The 19,765-nt window shown below is 59.9% G+C and carries 16 protein-coding genes; 2 read left to right on the top strand and 14 right to left on the bottom strand.

What is annotated here, in order from left to right; translation table 11 throughout:
- Nucleotides 1–81 precede the first annotated feature (81 nt).
- The 14 genes from AC07UI_RS15100 to AC07UI_RS15035 all read right to left on the bottom strand — a co-directional run bounded on the left by AC07UI_RS15100 (nucleotide 82) and on the right by AC07UI_RS15035 (nucleotide 17,844).
- Entirely contained in the window at nucleotides 82–357 is a 276-nt protein-coding gene (locus AC07UI_RS15100) for a peptidylprolyl isomerase (protein ID WP_007932676.1), read from the bottom strand.
- Nucleotides 358–411: 54 nt separating this feature from the next.
- Nucleotides 412–2,949, bottom strand: a complete 2,538-nt coding sequence (locus tag AC07UI_RS15095) for a hybrid sensor histidine kinase/response regulator (protein WP_494993238.1) — start codon at nucleotides 2,947–2,949, stop codon at nucleotides 412–414.
- A gap of 158 nt (nucleotides 2,950–3,107) precedes the next feature.
- A complete protein-coding gene (locus AC07UI_RS15090; RefSeq protein WP_494993237.1) occupies nucleotides 3,108–5,063 on the bottom strand; it encodes an acetoacetate--CoA ligase in 1,956 nt (651 codons plus the stop codon).
- A 165-nt stretch (nucleotides 5,064–5,228) separates the two neighbouring features.
- Nucleotides 5,229–6,002 carry a 3-hydroxybutyrate dehydrogenase gene (locus AC07UI_RS15085; protein ID WP_494993236.1) on the bottom strand — a complete coding sequence of 258 codons (774 nt, stop codon included), beginning with the start codon at nucleotides 6,000–6,002 and terminating at the stop codon, nucleotides 5,229–5,231.
- Between the two features lie 7 nt (nucleotides 6,003–6,009).
- On the bottom strand, nucleotides 6,010–7,401 hold the full coding sequence (locus AC07UI_RS15080) for a GntP family permease (RefSeq protein WP_494993235.1): 1,392 nt from the start codon (nucleotides 7,399–7,401) through the stop codon (nucleotides 6,010–6,012).
- A 306-nt stretch (nucleotides 7,402–7,707) separates the two neighbouring features.
- Nucleotides 7,708–9,123, bottom strand: a complete 1,416-nt coding sequence (locus AC07UI_RS15075) for a sigma-54 interaction domain-containing protein (protein ID WP_494993234.1) — start codon at nucleotides 9,121–9,123, stop codon at nucleotides 7,708–7,710.
- Between the two features lie 32 nt (nucleotides 9,124–9,155).
- Nucleotides 9,156–9,395 (bottom strand): hypothetical protein, encoded by a 240-nt coding sequence (locus tag AC07UI_RS15070; protein ID WP_494993233.1) that lies wholly within the window; start codon nucleotides 9,393–9,395, stop codon nucleotides 9,156–9,158.
- A gap of 41 nt (nucleotides 9,396–9,436) precedes the next feature.
- The gene (locus AC07UI_RS15065) at nucleotides 9,437–11,026 is read right to left on the bottom strand and encodes an ABC transporter ATP-binding protein (protein WP_494993232.1); all 1,590 of its coding nucleotides are present in this window, start codon (nucleotides 11,024–11,026) and stop codon (nucleotides 9,437–9,439) included.
- A gap of 66 nt (nucleotides 11,027–11,092) precedes the next feature.
- Entirely contained in the window at nucleotides 11,093–12,109 is a 1,017-nt protein-coding gene (locus AC07UI_RS15060) for an ABC transporter permease (RefSeq protein WP_494993231.1), read from the bottom strand.
- Entirely contained in the window at nucleotides 12,109–13,167 is a 1,059-nt protein-coding gene (locus tag AC07UI_RS15055) for a microcin C ABC transporter permease YejB (RefSeq protein ID WP_494993230.1), read from the bottom strand. The genes AC07UI_RS15060 and AC07UI_RS15055 overlap by 1 nt, the downstream gene beginning before the upstream one ends.
- Nucleotides 13,167–15,035 (bottom strand): extracellular solute-binding protein, encoded by a 1,869-nt coding sequence (locus AC07UI_RS15050; RefSeq protein ID WP_494993229.1) that lies wholly within the window; start codon nucleotides 15,033–15,035, stop codon nucleotides 13,167–13,169. The genes AC07UI_RS15055 and AC07UI_RS15050 overlap by 1 nt, the downstream gene beginning before the upstream one ends.
- Before the next feature lie 138 nt (nucleotides 15,036–15,173).
- Nucleotides 15,174–15,455, bottom strand: a complete 282-nt coding sequence (locus tag AC07UI_RS15045; protein WP_494993228.1) for a peptidylprolyl isomerase — start codon at nucleotides 15,453–15,455, stop codon at nucleotides 15,174–15,176.
- Nucleotides 15,456–15,595: 140 nt separating this feature from the next.
- The gene (locus AC07UI_RS15040) at nucleotides 15,596–16,477 is read right to left on the bottom strand and encodes an esterase/lipase family protein (protein WP_494993227.1); all 882 of its coding nucleotides are present in this window, start codon (nucleotides 16,475–16,477) and stop codon (nucleotides 15,596–15,598) included.
- A gap of 275 nt (nucleotides 16,478–16,752) precedes the next feature.
- Nucleotides 16,753–17,844 carry a 3-deoxy-7-phosphoheptulonate synthase gene (locus AC07UI_RS15035; protein ID WP_494993226.1) on the bottom strand — a complete coding sequence of 364 codons (1,092 nt, stop codon included), beginning with the start codon at nucleotides 17,842–17,844 and terminating at the stop codon, nucleotides 16,753–16,755.
- A gap of 630 nt (nucleotides 17,845–18,474) precedes the next feature.
- Between AC07UI_RS15035 and AC07UI_RS15030 the strand changes: the two genes are divergently transcribed.
- A complete protein-coding gene (locus tag AC07UI_RS15030; protein WP_494993225.1) occupies nucleotides 18,475–19,233 on the top strand; it encodes a carbon-nitrogen hydrolase family protein in 759 nt (252 codons plus the stop codon).
- Nucleotides 19,234–19,242: 9 nt separating this feature from the next.
- Nucleotides 19,243–19,683 (top strand): GNAT family N-acetyltransferase, encoded by a 441-nt coding sequence (locus AC07UI_RS15025; RefSeq protein WP_494993224.1) that lies wholly within the window; start codon nucleotides 19,243–19,245, stop codon nucleotides 19,681–19,683.
- Nucleotides 19,684–19,765: the final 82 nt, after the last annotated feature.

Raw genomic sequence — 19,765 nt, 5'->3', positions numbered from 1 at the left:
GGGGGCGCGAGCCCTGAGGGGGGAGACCTCCGTTGGGGGGGGGGGGGGCACCCCCCCTCCCCACAAAGGTCATTCACCCAATCAATCCCGATAAAACACCTGCACCAGGTGATAGCCAAACTTGCTCTTGATCGGCCCATGCACGGTGCGCAGCGGTTTTTTGAAGATTACTTGATCAATGGCCCCGACCATCTGTCCTGGCCGCACTTCACCCAGGTCGCCGCCGCGTTTACCGGAGGGGCAGGTGGAGTACTTCTTGGCCAACACGTCGAACGCTTCGCCTTTGGCGATGCGTTGCTTGAGTTGTTCGGCCTCTTCGGCCGTTTTCACCAGAATATGGCGGGCTTGAGCTTTCATGGGGCATTACCTTGAAGCGGTGCTGTCAGCGGGGCGCGCGATTATGCCCGAAACTCAGGTTTTCTGGCTGATCATCGTGCGAATCTTGTTGGCCAGCAGGTCGATGGAAAACGGTTTGGCGACCATGTCCATGCCGTTCTCAAGAAACCCTTGGCGTTCGAGGGCTTTTTCGGCGTAACCGGTCATGAACAGCACCTTCAGTTCGGGTCGATACTGGCGGGCGATTTCTGCCAGTTGTCGGCCATTCATGCCCGGCAGGCCGACGTCGGTCACCAGCAGGTCGACCCGCAGGTCGGACTCCAGCAGTGGCAGTGCAGCTTTGGCGTCTTGAGCTTCATGGGTGCTATACCCCAGTTCATCGAGCACATTGAGTACCAACATACGCACCGCCGGGTCGTCCTCCACCAATACCACTGTTTCACCAGCAATGGCTGGTGGCGTTTCCTGGGGGGCGATTGCCTGGATCTGCTCCACTGGCGCAAGGTAAAGCCGGGGCAGATACAGGCGCACGCTGGTGCCTTGGCCCGGGAGGCTGGTAAGGCTGACATGGCCACCGGATTGCTGGGCAAAACCATAGATCATCGACAAGCCCAGGCCGGTGCCCTGACCGATGGGTTTGGTGGTGAAAAACGGCTCGAACGCTTTGGCCAGCACCGAAGGGCTCATGCCGCTGCCGTTGTCGCTGACGCCAATCATCACGTAGTCGCCGGCCTTGACCGGTTCCACGGTGCTGATGTCAGTCCCGTCCAGGTAGCTGTTGGAGGTTTCGATCAGCAGTTCGCCGCCATTGGGCATGGCATCGCGGGCGTTGATCACCAGGTTGAGCAGGGCATTTTCCAGTTGGCTGACGTCGGTGCTGACCGGCCAGACTTCGGCCGCCATCTGTAGCTTGAGTTCGATGTGATCGCCTTTGGTCCGGCTGAGCAGGTCTTCCAGCGAGTGCACCAACTGATTGGGGTCGATGGGTTTGCGGTCCAGCGATTGCCGTCGGGAGAACGCCAGCAGCCGATGGGTCAGGGCCGCTGCGCGGTTGGCGGAGGACACGGCGGCGTCGGTGAAACGGCCAATCTCGGCGCTGCGCCCATCAGCGATATAGCGCTGCATCAGATCAAGGCTACTGATGATCCCGGTAAGCATGTTGTTGAAGTCATGGGCAATGCCGCCGGTGAGCTGGCCGACGGCTTCCATTTTCTGCGCATGACGCAACGCGTCTTCGGCGCGCTCGCGTTCGATCATTTCGTTTTGCAGTCGCTGGTTGGTTTCGGCCAGTTCCCGGGTCCGGGCGGCGACACGCTCCTCCAGTGTTTCGTTGAGGTTACGCAGGGCTGCTTCGGTCCGTTTGCGCTCGGTTTCATCGATCACAAAAATGTAGAAGCCATTGATCGCGCCGTCGGCAGCGTAGCGTGGCAGATACTTCATCAACGCATGGCGCGGGCGACCGTCACGGTGAAAGGACTCGGCCTCGAAGCTGCAAGGTTTACCGGCCAGGGCAGCAGCGATCTGCTCGGCGCGGTCGGCGTAGAGCTCGTCGCCGATCACTTCGCGAATGGTTTTGCCATACAGCTCTTGTGGGGTCATGCCGTACCAGTCCAGGTACGCGGCGTTGTTCAGCCGAAAGCGCTCTTCGCGATCGACATAGCCGATCAGCACCGGCATGGCGTTGATGATTAATTGCAGCTCGGTCTGGCTTTGGCGTAGCGCTTGCTCGATCTGTTTGCGATCCGTCAGGTCCAGCGCGGCACCGAGGAAGCGGGTCGGCCGGCCATGGTGATCCTTGTAGCAGCGTCCCCGGGCAAACACCCAGCGCAGCTGGCCGTCGGGTTGCAGCAGGCGGTATTCCTCGGAATATTCGGTACCGTGGGTGATGCAATGTTTGATGCTGCGGGCGAGCATGGCGCGATCTTCCGGGTGCACACCGGCCAGGTATTCGCTAATGGGCAGTTGATCGGCCAGCACCGGATTGACGCTGTGCAACTGGGCAAAGTGGGCGTCGGCAATGAAGCGGTCTTCACGGATATTCCAGTCCCAAGTGCCCACGGCACCTGCGGCAGCCAGTGCCAGCTGCAGCCGTTCTTCGGACTCGTGCTGGGCCTTGATGCTGGCTTCAGAGCGCATTTTCAGTTCCAGCGCGACCCGGCGACGTTCATTGGTCTGGATGGCGGTGACCAGAATCCCGGCGACCAGTCCCTGTTCGTCGCGGATCGGGCTGTAGGTCAGGTCGAGCCAGAGCTCGGACTTGCGACCAAGGTGTTGCAGGTTAAAGCGCTGTTCGCTGTAGGTTCGCACCTGGCCTTGCAGGACGGCGTTGTAAATGGGGGCTGTGAAGTCTTCGAGTTCCGGCCATATCAAGTGCGTCGGCTGTCCGAAAGCCTGCGGATGCTTGTGGCCGGCCAATAGGGCGAAGCCGTCGTTGTAGATTTGCGTGAGCTGCGGCCCCCACAGCAGCAACATTGGCATGGGCGAATGAATCACGATATCCACGGCCGTGCGCAGGCTTTGCGGCCAGTTGGAGGGAAAGCCCAGGGGGCTGTGCGCCCAGTCCAGCCGCGCAATCAGTGCCTGGGCTTCACTGTCGGTGGACGATTCATTCATCTGAGGGGTCCTGAATGGGGGCCTGATCTTTTTGCTGCTTCCACGCAATAGACGTTTAATACCTCAAAAAGTCGCATTAATGGGTGACTTCTATTCAATCGGATATTTCGCGGGCAAGCCCGCGAAAGCCATTTTTCAGGCGACGGGAAGCTCGGATTCTACACCTTCAACTCCACCCGATCCCGAAACTGCTCCAATGCCTCTGGATTGGCCAGAGCATCGGTGTTTTTCACCGCCAACCCGTGCACCACATTCTTCACTGCCAGTTCAACAATCTTGCCGCTGATGGTGCGCGGAATATCGGTGACGGCGAGGATTTTCGCCGGCACGTGCCGCGGCGTGGTGTTGGCGCGGATGACCTCGCGAATGGCTTGCTCAAGCGCTTCATTGAGTTCAACGCCTTCACGCAGTCGTACAAACAGCACCACTCGCACATCGTCCTGCCAGCTCTGGCCAATGGCGACGCTTTCCACGACCTGCTCGATCTTCTCCACTTGCCGGTAGATTTCCGCAGTGCCGATGCGCACGCCGCCGGGGTTGAGCACCGCGTCGGAACGGCCATGGATCATCACACTACCGTGGGGCAACTGTTCGGCATAGTCGCCCTGCGCCCACACTCCCGGGAACTGGCTGAAATACGAGGCGCGCAGTTTTTCCTGCTGCGGGTCGTTCCAAAAGCCGATTGGCATGGCCGGGAAGTGGCGGGTGCAGACCAGTTCACCTTTCTCTCCGACAATCGGCTGGCCGGCGTCGTTCCATACTTCGATGGCCATGCCCAGGCTCTTGCCCTGCATCTCTCCACGGCGTACCGGTTGCAGCGGATTGCCGGCCACAAAACACGAAACGATATCGGTGCCGCCAGACATCGACGACAGACACAGTTCGCTTTTGATCTCGCGGTAGACATAGTCGTAACTGTGCGGTGACAGCGGCGAGCCGGTGGACAGCAGGCTTTTGAGACTGCTCAGATCGTGGCTGCGACGCGGTTGAACGCCGGCGCTTTCCAGGGCCGCAAGGTACTTGGGGCTGGTGCCGAATACGCTGATCTGTTCACTGTCGATCAGGTCGATCAGATGTTCCGGTCCCGGATGAAACGGTGAGCCGTCGTACAGCACCACGCTGGCGCCAACGGCCAGTGCCGAGACCAGCCAGTTCCACATCATCCAGCCGCAGGTGGTGTAGTAGAACAGCCTGTCGTCGTGACCCAGGTCAACGTGCAGCCCGTGCTCCTTGACGTGTTGCAGCAGTACGCCGCCGGTGCTGTGGATGATGCATTTCGGTACACCGGTGGTGCCGCTGGAGTAGAGGATGTACAGCGGATGTTCAAAGGGTACGGCAACGAATTCGGGCTCGCCGCCCGCCTGATAGAAGTCACTCCAGATCGCCACATTGGCCGTGGTCCGGAAGTCCTCGATGCGCGCCTGACCTCGCGCGTAAGGCACGATGATCAATTGCTGCAGCGACGGCAGGCGTTCGAGAATCTCGTTGACCTTCGCCGTCTGGTCGATCTCTTTGCCCGCATAGCGATAGCCGGCGCAGGTGATCAGCACCTTGGGTTCGATCTGACCAAAGCGATCGATCACTCCCTGGGTGCCGAAGTCCGGCGAAGAGCAGGACCAGATCGCCCCCAGGCTGGTGGTGGCGAGCATGCCGACCAGGGTTTGCCAGGTGTTGGGCATGCAGGCGGCAACGCGGTCGCCAAGGCCGACGCCGGCCGCTTGCAGGCTCTTTTGCAGACCGGCGACATGGCTGGCCAGGTCGGCGTAGGTGAGCTGTTCGCGCTGACCATTCTCGCGGATGGCGATCACCGCCGGGTACTTGTCACGGCGACGCAGCAGATGCTCGGCGAAGTTCAGCGTGGCGCCGGGGAACCAATGGGCGCTGGGCATCTGTGGGCCTTCGACCAGCACTGCGGTAGGCGCTGCGTGAAATTCGATGTCGAAGAAATCGACGATGGCCTGCCAGAAGTCTTCGCGCCGATCGATGCTCCATTGGTGCAAGGCCGGGTAGTCGGCGATTTCAAGATCGTGTCGGTGATTGATGAAGCGCCGAAAGGTCTCCATCCGGGTCTTGCTGATTCGCTCGGCGCTGGGTTGCCACAAGATTTCGGACATAGATCGCCTCTTGTTTTTTAGAATGTGCCTAACAGATCGTTCCCACGCTCCGCGTGGGAATGCAGCCCGTGACGCTCTGCGTCACAAGAGCGGACGCAGAGCGTCCAATGAGGCATTCCTTCGCTCCGCGTGGGAACGATCATATAGTTGAATCAGATTAAGGTCTTACTGCGCCAACCACCCGCCATCGACATTCCACGCTGCGCCACGCACCTGGCTGCCGGCGTCACTGCATAAAAATAGCACCAGCTCACCCAGCTGCGGTGGCGTGACGAACTCCAATGAGGGCTGCTTCTCGGCCAGCAGATCATGTTGCGCCTGCTGCGGATCGACACCTCTGGCTGCGCGATCATCGATCTGCTTCTGCACCAGCGGGGTCAGCACCCAGCCCGGGCAAATGGCGTTGCAGGTAACGTTGCTGGTGGCGGTTTCCAGGCCGACCACCTTGGTCAGACCGATCACCCCGTGCTTGGCGGCGACATAAGCGGCCTTGCCCACCGAGCCAACCTGGCCGTGCACCGAGGCGATATTGACGATCCGCCCCCAGCCTTTGGCGCGCATACCCGGCAGGCTCAGGCGGGTGCTGTGGAATACGGATGAAAGGTTGATGGCGATGATCGAGTCCCAGCGTTCCACCGGGAAGTCCTCTACGGCGGCCACATGCTGGATGCCGGCGTTGTTCACCAGGATGTCGACGCCGCCGAATTCGCGCTCGGCATAGGCGATCATCTCGGCGATCTGTGCCGGGTCGCTAACGTCGGCCGGATGATGGCCGACCTTGCCCCCGAACTGCCTGACCTCGGCAATCACCGCACTGGCGTCGCCGAAGCCGTTGAGGATCAGGTCGGCACCGGCCTTGGCCAGGCTCAGGGCCAGCCCTAAGCCAATGCCGCTGGTGGAACCGGTGACTAGCGCGGTCTTGCCCGTAAGATTCGTCATAGATGCCTCACACAATGCCAGTGGCGTAGAAGGTTCCGATTACCATGAAAACTGCCAGGGTCTTGATAATCGTAATGCAGAAAATATCTTTATAGGCCTCACGGTGGGTCAGTCCGGTGACCGCCAGCAAAGTAATCACCGCGCCGTTGTGCGGCAGGGTGTCCATTCCGCCGCTGGCCATGGCCGCGACCCGGTGCAGAACTTCCAGCGGAATATTGGCCGCATGGGCGGCGCTGATGAAACTTTCGGACATCGCCGCCAGGGCAATGCTCATACCGCCCGATGCCGAGCCGGTGATGCCCGCCAGCAGTGTGACCGTGATGGCTTCATTGACCAGCGGATTGGGAATGCTCTTGAGCCAGTCCGCCAGCACCAGGAAGCCTGGCAGCGAGGCGATCACGGCGCCAAAGCCATATTCCGATGCGGTATTCATCGCGGCCAGCAGCGCGCCGCTGACTGCACTTCGGCTGCCTTCGGCGAGTTTTCCGCGGATCGCCTGGAAGCCGAAGATCAGCACCATGATGATGCCCACCAGCAGTGCGGCCTGGACTGCCCAGATCGCCGTGAGCTTGGCGATGTCGGTTTGCACCGGTGCGGACATGCCCGGCAGGCTGAGGCTGTGGGTCTTGCCATACCACAGCGGAATCCAGCGAGTGAACAGCAGGTTCATCAGGCCCACCAGCAACAGCGGCGAGAGGGCGATCCATGGGTTGGGCAGCTTGAGGTCTTCAGCGGTTTGCGGCTCATTGAGCAGCTCTGTGCCGTAGCCTTCGCCAGTGTGTTGGGCCTTGTTGCGCTGGCGTTGCAGAAACAGCATGCCGGCGCAGAAAACGAAGATCGCTCCGATCACGCCGAGCCAGGGGGCGGCCCAGGCGGTGGTGTTGAAGAAGGTGCTGGGGATGATGTTCTGGATTTGCGGGGTGCCGGGCAGGGCATCCATGGTGAAAGAAAACGCGCCGAGGGCGATGGTCGCCGGGATCAGCCGTTTCGGGATATTGCTCTGTCGGAACATCTCGGCGGCAAATGGATAGACCGCGAACACCACCACGAACAGCGACACGCCGCCGTAGGTCAGCAGGGCGCAGACCAGCACAATGACCAGCATCGCCTGACGAGTACCGAGCAAGCGAATGGCGGCGGCGACGATTGATCGCGAGAAACCGGACAGTTCGATCAGCTTGCCGAACACCGCGCCGAGCAGGAACACCGGGAAATACAGTTTGATGAAACCGACCATTTTCTCCATGAACACCCCGGTAAACGCGGGGGCGACGGCGGAAGGATCAGTCAGGAGTACCGCGCCGAGGGCGGCAATTGGAGCAAAGAGGATAACGCTGTAGCCACGGTACGCCGCGAGCATTAGCAGCGCGAGGGCTGCCAAGGCAATGATCACACTCATGGTGTGTCTCCTGGATTGTTATTTTTGTAGGGCGAAGCTTTTGTGGTGTAGGTATAGCCAGTTTCGTGCCATCGATCTAACTGATTGAAATAATTGGTTTTTTTACCCGTTGTTTTTTAGAACGAGGAGTAGGTATCTCTAATTGGAGACGGATAACCCGATCGTTCCCACGCTCTGCGTGGGAATGCATCAGGTGACGCTCTGCGTCACGCTTCGAATTTGCTCGGGAGGCAGAGCGTGCGGGGCTGCATTCCCACGCAGGGCGTGGGAACGATCGGACGTCTCTTTTTGGAGATTTGTGTCTCTCTATTGAGACTCTGCAATTCCCAGCGCCACCATCTTCTTGTACAGCGTAGAGCGCCCCAGCCCCAGGCGCGCTGCTGCTTCAATCACTTTCCCAGCGCATTGCGCGAGGGTGGTTTCAATCAACTGCCGGTCAAACCGTTCCCGCGCCGCGCTGAAGGTTTCATGGGTGACGGGTTCCAGCGCAAGAGAAGCAACACGCTCCACTGGACTGAAGGTGCCGATCGCCGCCCGGATATCCGCCGCATTGAGCATCAGGTCATCGCTGAGCAACGCCGCGTGTTCCAGTACATTGCGCAATTCACGGATATTGCCCGGCCAGGCATGCTGGCCGAGCAGCGCCAAGGCTTCACTGTCGAGCTCATGCTGGCTGCGCAGTTCTTCCAGGATCGCTTCGCTCAGCGCTGGCAAATCGTCGAGCCGTTCACGCAACGGCGGTACCTGAATCGGCAAGACGTTGAGGCGGTAATACAAATCGGCGCGAAACTCGCCGCGTTTGATCGCGGCCTGAAGGTCGGTCGAGGTCGCGGCAATCACCCGCACATCGCTCTGGATCATTTCGTTGGACCCAACCGGTTCGAACTCTTTTTCCTGCAACACCCGCAGTAACTTGCTTTGCAGCGGCAGCGGCATGTCGCCGATCTCGTCGAGAAACAAGGTGCCGCCCTGGGCGATCTGCAATTTGCCGGTGCGCCCCTTGCGATCCGCGCCGGTGAAGGCGCCGGGTGCGGTGCCGAAAAACTCGGCTTCCAGCAGCGCTTCCGGGATCGCTGCGCTGTTGATGCTGACAAAGGCTTTGTGCGCCCGCGGGGACGCGCCGTGAATGGCCTGGGCCAGCAGCTCCTTGCCGGTTCCGGTTTCACCCAGAAGCAACACCGGCGAATCGGCGCTTGCACTGCGCCGGGCGCGACGTTTGACTTCCAGGCTGGCGGCGCTGGTGCCGATAAAGTGCGCAAAGTTGTATTTGGACTGCCGCGCCCGCAGCAGCGAACGGGTCGAGGCCAGCTCCTGCTGCATGCTCATGTAGCGTTTGAGCATTGGCGACAGGCTGCGCAGTTCATCGAACAAGGCAAAACCGATGGCGCCGATGACGGTGCCGGCATCGTCATGGATGGGCAGGCGCATCACCACCAGCGGTTCTTTTGGAGTGTCTTGCATGTCCAGCAGGATCGGCCGGCCAGTGCGCACCACTTCGCGCAACAGGCTGCCGGGGATTACGCTTTCGCAGGGCCTGCCGATGGCCACCTCGGCGGACTCAAGGCCAAAACGTCGGGCGTAGCGTTCGTTCATCCAGACGATGTTGGCATCGCGGTCAACGATCACCGTGCCTTCGCTGGACTGTTCGATGATCTCGAACAACGAGCGGATCGCCAACAGGCGAACGCGCTGGTAATCCTTGAGGCTGTCGGTTTCGTTCATGGGCGGTCTCAATGGAAGTCAGCGCTTAAACGCTATTTCTTTTTGGCACTGGCCTCGGCCGCAAGACATTCGAGGGCGAACTGCTCGGTATAGGTCATATGGATCGGGCTGGTTTCGCCTTTGACGGTTCGCGAACCATCAAGGATGTAGCGAATGCGCTTGTCGGTGACGCCGATGCGTTTTGCGATCCAGCTGGGTGTTTGCCCGATGCGCGTGATCAGCTTGTCGGCATAGTCGGTGGAGGGGTTATAGAACTCTGCGTTAGGGGTCATGGGACGTCCAGATAAGAAATTAGGCTGCGATGCGCTCAAGGTTACAGGGTCGGCGGCAGATGCGGGAGCGCGGCGGCCAGGAGTTCTTTGGTATAGGGATGCTGCGGCGCATCGAATACGTCATGACTGGCACCGCTTTCCACCACTTTGCCGTCCTTGATCACGATCATGTCGTGGGCCAGAGCGCGTATCACCGCCAGGTCGTGGCTGATGAACAGGTAGGTCAGGCCATGTTTTTCCTGAAGCTGACGGAGCAGGGCGACCACTTGTTTCTGCACCGTGCGGTCCAGCGCCGAGGTCGGTTCGTCCAGCAGAATCAATGCCGGTTTGAGCACCAGCGCACGGGCGATGGCGATGCGTTGGCGCTGGCCACCGGAAAACTCGTGGGGGTAGCGATGGCGGCTTTGCGGATCGAGGCCGACTTCTTCGAGCACCCGAATGACCTGGGCTTCGCATTCGGCCGGGGTCGACTGGCTGTGAACTTCCAGACCTTCGCTGATGATCTGGGCGACTGACATCCGTGGGCTGAGGCTGCCGAACGGATCCTGAAACACCACTTGCATCTGTTTGCGCCAGGGCCGCAGTTGTTTTTGTGTCAGGCCATCGAGCGCTTGCCCCTGAAAGCGGATGCTGCCTTTGGAGTCGAGCAGCCTGAGGATCGCCTGGCCGAGAGTGGACTTGCCGGAGCCGGACTCACCGACGATGCCCAGGGTCTTGCCGCGCTGCAGGCTAAGGCTGATGCCATCGACCGCGCGCAGCCAGGTCTTGCGCTGAAACAGCCCGCCGCCCAACGGGAATACCACGCTGAGATCATCGACCTGCAACACTGCTTCACGCTCGTCCCGAGGCAGGGCTTCGCCTTCCGGCTCGGCATTGAGCAAGAGGCAGCTATAGGGGTGTTTGGGCTGGGTGAACAGCGTCTCGGAGTCCGCCTGTTCGACGATTTCTCCAGCGCGCATCACGCAGACCCGTTGAGCAATGCTGCGCACCAGATTGAGGTCGTGGCTGATCAACAGCAATGACATGCCGAGACGTTTTTGCAGGGACTTGAGCAGCAGCAGTATTTTGCGCTGCACCGTCACATCCAGCGCGGTGGTCGGTTCATCGGCGATCAGCAGTTCCGGTTCGCAGGCCAGGGCCATGGCGATCATCACCCGTTGCCGCTGGCCGCCGGAGAGCTGATGCGGGTAGGCCTTGAGCCGCTCCAGGGGTTTGTGAATGCCCACCAGTTCCAGCAATTCGATGATGCGTCGTTGTGCGGCGTTGCCCCCCAGGCCTTTGTGCACCAGCAGGGTTTCGCCGATCTGCTTTTCGATGCTGTGCAGCGGGTTGAGGGAGGTCATCGGCTCCTGAAAAATCATCGCAATGCGATTGCCGCGAAGCTGTCGCAGTGTGCTGGAATCTGCACCCAACAGTTCCTGGCCGCGATAGCGAATGCTGCCCGATGTTTGCGCGTCGCTTTCGGGCAGCAGTTGCAGGATCGAGTGAGCGGTCACCGATTTGCCTGAGCCTGATTCACCCACCAGCGCCAGGCATTCTCCGGGGCGGATATCCAGGCACAGATCGCGCACCACGGTCTGGCCGCTGAAGGCGACGCTGAGGTCGCGGATTTCGATCAGGTTGTCATTCATATCAACGGTCCGTTTCATTATCGCGGATCAAGATCGAGGATCAAGATCGCGGATCAAGATCGAGGATCAAGATCGCGGATCAAAGGCGTCACGCAGCGCTTCGCCGATAAACACCAGTAAAGAAAGAATCAGGGCCAGGGTGAAAAACGCCGTCAGGCCGAGCCACGGTGCTTGCAGGTTTTGTTTGCCCTGACCGATCAGTTCGCCCAGCGAGGCGCTGCCGGCAGGCATGCCGAAGCCCAGGAAGTCCAGTGCGGTGAGGGTGGAAATCGCCCCGGTGAGGATGAATGGCAAGTAGCTCAACGTGGCGTTCATGGCGTTGGGCAGGATATGCCGCACGATGACCTTGCGGTCGCTCAAGCCTAGGGCGCGGGCGGCTTTGACGTATTCCAGGTTACGCCCGCGAAGGAACTCGGCACGCACCACGTCTACCAGCGCCAACCAGGAAAACAGCGCCATGATCCCCAGCAACCACCAGAAATTCGGCTCGACAAAGCCCGACAGGATGATCAGCAAATACAGTACCGGCAGCCCCGACCAGACTTCCAGCAGTCGCTGACCGATCAGGTCGACCCAGCCACCGTAGTAGCCCTGCAAGGCGCCGGCGGCGATGCCGATCAGTGCGCTGATAAAGGTCAGCGCCAACGCAAACAGAATCGACACCCGAGCACCAAAAATCACCCGGGCCAACACATCGCGGGCCTGATCATCGGTACCGAGCCAGTTCACTTTCGTCGGCGGGCTGGGAGCTGGCTGGTTGAGGTCGTAGTTGGGCGTGTCGTCACTGAACGGGATCGGCGGGAACAGCAGCCAGCCGCCATCCTTGCGAATCAGTTGTTGCACGTAATCGCTGCGGTAATCGGCCTGGAACGGCAGCTGACCACCAAACTCCTGCTCGGTGTAGCGCTTGAATACCGGGAAATACAGCGAGCCCTGGTAACTGAGCATCAGCGGTTTGTCATTGGCGATCAGTTCACCGCCCAGGGTCAGGATGAACAGGCCGATAAACAGCCACAGCGACCACCAGCCACGGCGGTTTTTCTTGAAACGTTCGAAGCGTCGACGGCTCAATGGCGAGATCATCAGGCATTCCTCGCGGCAAAGTCGATACGCGGGTCCACCAGGGTGTAACAGAGGTCACCGACGAGTTTTATCAGCAGGCCGAACAGGGTGAAGATGAATAGCGAGCCGAACACCACCGGATAATCCCGCGAGACGGCTGCTTCGTAACTCATGCGGCCAAGGCCGTCGAGGGAGAAGATCACTTCGATCAACAAGGAACCGGCGAAAAACACACTGATGAACGCCTGAGGAATCCCCGAGACCACCAGCAGCATCGCATTGCGGAACACATGGCCGTAGAGCACCCGGCGTTCGCTCAGCCCTTTGGCGCGGGCGGTGACCACGTACTGACGGGTGATTTCATTGAGGAACGAGTTTTTGGTGAGGATGGTCAGCGTGGCGAAGCCGCCGATCACCAGAGCCGTGACGGGCAGCACCAGGTGCCAGAAGTAGTCAGCGATTTTGCCGATGGTCGATAGCTGTTCAAAGTTCTCCGAAACCAGGCCGCGCACGGGGAACCAGTTCAACGAGGTGCCGCCGGCGAACACTACGATCAGAAACATCGCGAACAGAAACGCCGGCATGGCATAGCCGAGAATGATCGCGGTGCTGCTCCAGATATCGAAGTGGCTGCCGTGATGGACCGCTTTGCGAATCCCCAGCGGGATCGACACCAGATAGGTGATAAGCGTCGCCCAGAGCCCGAGGGAAATGGTCACCGGCATCTTGTCCAGAATCAGATCGGTGACCGTGGAGCCGCGAAAGAAGCTCTTGCCGAAGTCCAGCCGGGCATAGCTCTTGAGCATCAGCCACAGGCGTTCCGGTGCCGGTTTGTCGAAGCCGTATTGTTTTTCGATGTCCTTGATCAGCTGCGGGTCGAGGCCGCGGCTGGCTCGCGAGCCGCGGGCCGTAGTATCGCTGGACGCGCCGATGCCACCGCCGCCGATGCCTTGCAGTTTGGCGATGGCCTGTTCCACCGGGCCGCCGGGCGCCGCCTGGACGATGACGAAGTTGACCAGCAGAATCATCACCAGTGTCGGGATGACCAGCAGCAGGCGCCGCAGTACGTAAGCAAGCATCAATGCGGTCCTCCGGGTTTGCCACGGCTGATGCGCTCGGCGGCCATCTGCTCGTTGGTCAGCGGTACAGGACTCATCTCCCACCAGCTCTCGATGGCTTCGTCATTGCTGGCTTGCACGGCCGGAATGCCGAAGCGGTTCCACCACACGGTGGCGGAGCCCGGTGGGTAGTAGTTGGGAATCCAGTAGTAGTTCCACTGCAGGACGCGGTCCAGTGCATGGGCATAACGCAGCATCTCTGGCTGAGTAGTGGCTTTGACCAGTCCGGTAATCAGCGTGTCGACCGCCGGATCCTTCAGGACCATGTAGTTATTGGAGCCGGCGTCATTGGCCGAGGCCGAGCCGAAGTAGTTATACAGTTCCATGCCCGGCGAGGTGGTGACCGGATAGCCGGTGACGATCATGTCGTAGTCGCGGGCCATCAAACGGTTGACGTATTGCGAGGAGTCGATGCGCCGAATGTTCATGGTGATGCCGATTTGCGCCAGGGTGCGCTTATAGGGCAACAGCAGACGCTCGAAGCCGCCCTGGCCGTTAAGGAAGGTGAAGCTCAGAGATTCCCCCGCAGCATTGACCAGTTGGTCGCCGTCCGGCTTCCAGCCAGCCTGCTCGAGCAAAGCCAGCGCCTGCAGTTGTTTATCGCGGATCACGCCGCTGCCGTCGGTCTTCGGCGCTTCGAATACCTGGGTGAAAACCTCATCGGGAATCTGCCCGCGCAGCGGTTCGAGAATCGCCAGTTCGCCGGCATCGGGCAGTGCTCGAGCAGCCAGTGAGGTGTTGGAAAAGAAGCTCTGCTGGCGGACATAAAGATCGCGCATCAGTTGCCGGTTGCTCCACTCGAAGTCCCAAAGCATGGCCAGCGCCTGCCGCACCCGGCGGTCCTGGAACATCGGGTTTTGCAGGTTGAACACAAAGCCTTGGGCCGACTGTGGTGCGTCTTTGGCCAGATGTGCTTTTTGCAGGCGCCCGTCGCTCAGGGCAGGGCTGTCGTAACCGATGGAGAAGGCGGTGGCAGAGAACTCTCGGTTGTAATCGTAAGCGCCGCCACGCAGTACCTGGCGAGCGACGTCGGTGTCGCCGAAGTACTCGATGCTGAAATGATCGAAGTTATAGAGTCCGCGGCTGACGGGTAAGTCTTTACCCCACCAGTCGGCGTTGCGGGCAAAGGTGATGCTGCGCCCGGAATCGATCTTGCTGACGCGATACGGGCCGCTGCCCAACGGTGCCTCATAGCCACCGCCATTGGCGAAGTCGCGAGTCTTCCACCAATGCTCGGGAAGCACCGGCAAGGTCGCCACGTCCAGGGGCAGGGTGTGGTTCTCATTGCTTTTGAAGTCGAAACGGACCGTGCGTGGTGACTCCACTTCGACGCCTTTGACGTCGGCGAACTGGGTGCGATAGCGCAGGCTGCCCTGGGTCATCAGTAAGTCGTAGGTGTAGCGCACATCGTCGGCGGTAATCGGTGTGCCGTCGGCGAAGCAGGCTTTGGGGTTCAGATAAAAGCGCAGCGACAAACCGTCGTCGGCCCGTTCCATCTTTTGCGCTACCAGACCGTACACCGTGTAGGGTTCGTCCAGCGAGCGCTGGGCCAGCGGCGAGTAGATCAAACCATCGAGTTGCGACACGCCGATGCCCTTGTCGATATAGGGCAGCACATGATCGAAGCGGCCGATCTCGATCGCCGAGCGACGCATGCTGCCGCCCTTGGGGGCTTGTGGATTGGCATAGGCAAAGTGACTGAAGCCGGCGGGGTATCTGGCTGGCTCGCCATAGACCGTCAACGCATGTTGCGGTGCGGCATTCGCAGCCGTGGCGCCCAGCAGCAGGGCCAGCGCGGTGAACATCAATGAGGGGAAAACCAGTCGCATTGTCAGCCTTAAGAGCCGGGTGAACGATGAGTACAATTTGTACGCTACCGGCGTATCGCTCGCCAACCACAATCACGTAACTCAAACGCAACGGCCCACCAAAAGGCGGGCCGTTGTTTAAACAAAATCGCGGATTGATCAGTCCTGACGGCTGGTCACTTCCAGCAGGTGAAAACCGAACTGGGTTTTCACCGGGCCTTGCACAGTGTTGACCGGTGCGCTGAAGACCACGGTGTCGAATTCCTTGACCATCTGGCCTGGACCGAAGGAACCCAGGTTGCCGCCATCACGGCTGGACGGGCAGGTGGAGTTGGCTTTGGCGATTTCAGCGAAGTCAGCGCCGCCTTCGATTTGAGCTTTCAGTTCGTTGCACTTGGCTTCGGTGGCAACCAGGATGTGGCGGGCAGTGGCTTTGGCCATGGGGAAATACTCCATTCAACTTGCAATAAAGTGCTGAGCCTACCGGAATCCGCGGGCTATTTCTCGCCAAAGTTCGGTGACCGGACGTGCTGTCAGTGCGCCATCTCTGAGCCGGGCGGCGGGACGTGCGCATCAGGGCATTATAAGCCAAGGTTTCTCAGGCGTTCGGCGTGTTCGACATAGAGGTCAACCGGATCGACACCTTTGCGCACCAGGCCGGCCGTCTGATGGATGGTGTCCATATGGTCCAGTGGGTAATCTGAGCGGATTACCGTGCCCAGGTGCGAGCTGTAGCGGCCGACCAGACCGTCGTTTTCCTCAGCCTCAGTGGTGAAGTACCCGGAAAAAGCCCGGCATATGCTGTGCAGCGGATCGAGCAGGTTGGGCCCTTCGTCGATCAGGCTGCCTTTGAGGATGCCGCTCCAGGAGAAATAGCGCACACCATTGACCAATTCCTTGCCTGTGCCGCCCCAGGTGTTGGGCAGGCCTTGCGGGTACTTGTCGTTGAACGCGCCGACGCTCTCGGTGGTCAGCGCATTGAGCGCTGCCACAGCGTTTTGCGCAAGCGGTGGGTTGCCGCCGAGCAGTGACACAAACTCGGCAAAAAGATGGGCCACCGCGCCCGCCACATGCTCCGGCAAACGATCAGGGATCAATGCCTTGCGTAGGTAATCGGCGATTTCTGAACCATGATTCGGCCCGCTGACGGAGGTGACCGACGCCACCTTTTTCGGCTGTATCGCGGCGGCATAACGGGCGGCCAACGCGCCCTGGCTATGACCGATAAGATTGACTTTGGCGGCGCCTGTTCCAGCCAGCACCCGATCGATCTGCGCCAGTAGTTGTTCGCCGCGAAGCTCGTTGCTATGGGTGGCGGACAGATAGGGGATAAATACCCGGGCTCCGGCGTGTCTCAGGGCTTGCTTGATGCCATGAAAAATGTCGATGTTGGCAATGCTCTCAAAGCCGAAAAGTCCGTGGACCAGGAGGATTGGGTATTGAGTCGTCGCATTCCGTTGCATGTTGATTCCTTATCTTCAATGAGTGAGGTGTTACTGATTTGTCTCCTCACTCTAGTGCAGGCGGCTGGACCGAATGTGTAGGGCATGTCCGTTGAGCGCTGAAGATCATAGAGTAAAAGTTGTGGGGGTGATTCGGACGTCAGGATCTGACATTTACGCTTCGTTGGTAGGCAGCGCTCATGATCGAGGAACATCGGGCAAGGCGAAGAGCGACGGGGTCTGATGGGATTTCAGGCCCCGGGCCTGGGTCGTAACAGGCAGCAGCGGTCTTTGTTTCAAATGCTCGCTTGGCGGGTCCTTTCGGATGAGCGCAACCGCCGGGCTGCCTGGCGTAACAGTTGCTCCGTTGCATCCCAGCCAAGGCAACCGTCGGTCACTGAAACCCCATAACGCAAAGACTGGCTCAATGGCTGGCAGCCTTCGAACAGGTGGCTTTCAAGCATCATGCCGATCAGGGAATGGTCACCTTGCAAGCGTTGCTCAAGCACATCAGCGAAAACCGCCGGCTGACGCAAGGGGTCTTTACCGCTGTTGGCGTGGCTGCAATCGACCATGATCCGCGTCGGGATGGCCAGTTTTTTCAGATCTGCGTGCACATGGCTGATGCTCTGACGATCGTAGTTCGGTCCGCGATGGCCGCCGCGCAGCACCAGGTGAGTGTCCGGGTTTCCCGGTGTCTGAATGATCGCCGGGTGCCCCTGGCTGTCGACACCAAAGTGACGATGGGGATGAGCCGCCGAACGCATGGCATCGCAGGCAATGGCGACGCCTCCATCGGTACCGTTCTTGAAGCCGACCGGCATGCTCAGGCCACTGGCCATTTCCCGGTGGATCTGCGATTCGGTGGTGCGCGCACCGATGGCGACCCAACTCAGCAGGTCATCGAAGTAGCCAGCGGCCATCGGCTGCAGCAATTCGGTCGCGATCGGCAATCCCAGGCGCAGCATTTCGCGCATCAACTCGCGAGACAAGCTCAGGCCGCCTGCCATGTCATCGCTGCCATCCAGGTGTGGGTCGTAGGCCAGGCCTTTCCAACCGACCGTGGTGCGGGGTTTTTCGACATAGGCGCGCATTACCAGCAGCATTTCATCGCTGACGTCGGCAGCCAGGCTGGCGAGATTGCTGGCGTATTCGAGTGCCGACTGCGGGTCATGGATAGAGCAGGGGCCGACGATGACCAACAGACGGGAGTCTTCACCGTTGAGGATCGCGCGTACCGCTTGACGATGATTGGCGACTTGCTGGATCAGGGGCGTGTTGAGCGGCAATTGATGCTTGAGCTCCAATGAATTGGGCAGGCGCAGAGTCAGCGCTTCATTGGCAGAGGTCAAGGTGGACAGCGGCAGAGCAGAGACGGACGAGTTCATATTCGGGCTTCCTGGGCTGGCGGCGGGTTCGTTCCCGCACGCTCGGCCCTATAGGGGTGTTCGACAATTGGCCGGATTGGCTACGTGTGTGTGCTTGCCACCTGTGGGTGACCGATCGGAGGCGGCAGGCTGTCCCGAGCGGAGGCTGGTAAATCGCCAGGCGGTGAAGGTGTCGTAGCGGTAATAGGTGGCGTAGTTCATGTCGTGATTCCTCTATGCGTTTTTGGTGACGCTAAAAATGTGTGGGGCCTGAAAAAACAAAACCCCCGGTCGGGAAGCCGACCGGGGGTTGAGAACTCTCAAGTGGCGACCCGTGGTAGTGGGCGCCGTGTGGGTATCAGGCGCGCCAGTGGCTAAACCAATACCCAAAATAAAAGCTGACCGGTGCACAGCCGTTGCTCACCCGGGCAGCCGCAACCGAGCGCAGGGCGCTGGCGGTATGACGAAGCTGTGAGAGGGTATGCAACATGATGTGTCTCCGATGAATGCACCGAGCTTACTAGAGGCGGGTGCAGGGGTTCAATCAGAAAATTCTATTAGGGGAGTGGGGTGGTTTCTATGGCTTAAGTGGCGTGATGCTTTGTGACACACTCATTGCTCTTTCCAAAAAACTGTCAGCAAGGACGGAACATGACGACATTGACCATCGCCGCCGCCCAATCGATCTCCATTGCCGGTGATCTTCAAGCCAACATCGCCCGCCATATGCGCTTCATCGAAATCGCAGCCGAACACGGCGTGCAGCTGTTGGTGTTTCCCGAGTTGTCGCTGACCGGCTACGAACGCGGCCTGGCCGCTGAACTGGCGGTGCTGCCGGACGATGCGGTTCTGCAACCGCTGCGCGACTTTGCCCGGGAGCTTGGTGTGACCACGGTCGTCGGTATGCCGATTCGGCTGTCAGCCGGCTCTGAAGTGTTGATCGGCGCCTTGGTCCTGGCCGCCGATGGCTCACTTGGGGTTTACAGCAAACAGCATCTGCACCCGGGAGAGGAGGTGGCGTTTGCCCCGGGTTCGGGTGGGTCGATGTTGACGGTCGGTAACGATAAGGTCTCTCTGGCGGTCTGTGCAGACTTTTCCCACGCCAGTCATGCGCAGCAGGCTGCGGATTCAGATGCAGACCTCTACGCAGCCAGCGTATTGATCACGGAAAACGGTTATGCCCCTGATACAGCCCTGTTGCAAGGCTACGCTGCCAGGCACTCGATGACTGTGTTGATGGCCAACCATGGCGGTGCGACTGGTGGCTGGGGTTCGGCAGGGCGTAGCGCCATCTGGGCGCCGAACGGCGAACTGATTGTCGCAGCATCAGGTACCGGCGATGTGCTGGTGGTTGCTCGCCGAGACGCCAATGGATGGATGGGTCAGGTTGTGGCTGCATCGGATGTCTAAGGGGTAAATGTGGACTTTGAATTACGTTCTGCCTCATCAGCAGACCTGCGTTTTGCTCGGAAACTGACCTGCGAAACGATGCTTCGCTATTACATTCGGCACGATCTACGGTGGCAGGACGAAGCGTTTGATGTGGCGTGGGCCGGGAGAGAGAACTGGCTGATTTGCCGAGGCGAATCGGTGCTGGGTTTTCTCAGCCTGAGTCGCGATGCGAAGGCGTTGTACATTCGTGAGTTGCATGTGATCGAGACCGAGCGCTGCAAGGGTGCTGGGAGCTGGGCGCTCGAGCGGGCGTTCTCGATGGCGCGCGAAGAGCGGCGGTCTTCGCTGCGCCTAACCGTCTTCAAGGAGAATCCTGCGCAGGCGCTTTATCAGCGGATGGGGCTGGTCGTTGTGGGTGAGGACGATTGCTTTCTACGGATGGAGCGAATGTGCTCCGCCGCGCCATAGCAGCTTGATGTCGTGGGGTATCCAGTTTGTGTGGGATGAGCTGTTGTAACGCTCTAGACGGCATCATTGAGTAAATCGAATG

It is taken from the genome of Pseudomonas sp. GW821-FHT04C07 (assembly GCF_059420325.1).
The sequence above is the reverse complement of the archived record's forward strand: the minus strand, read 5'-3'. Positions and strand labels throughout refer to the sequence as shown.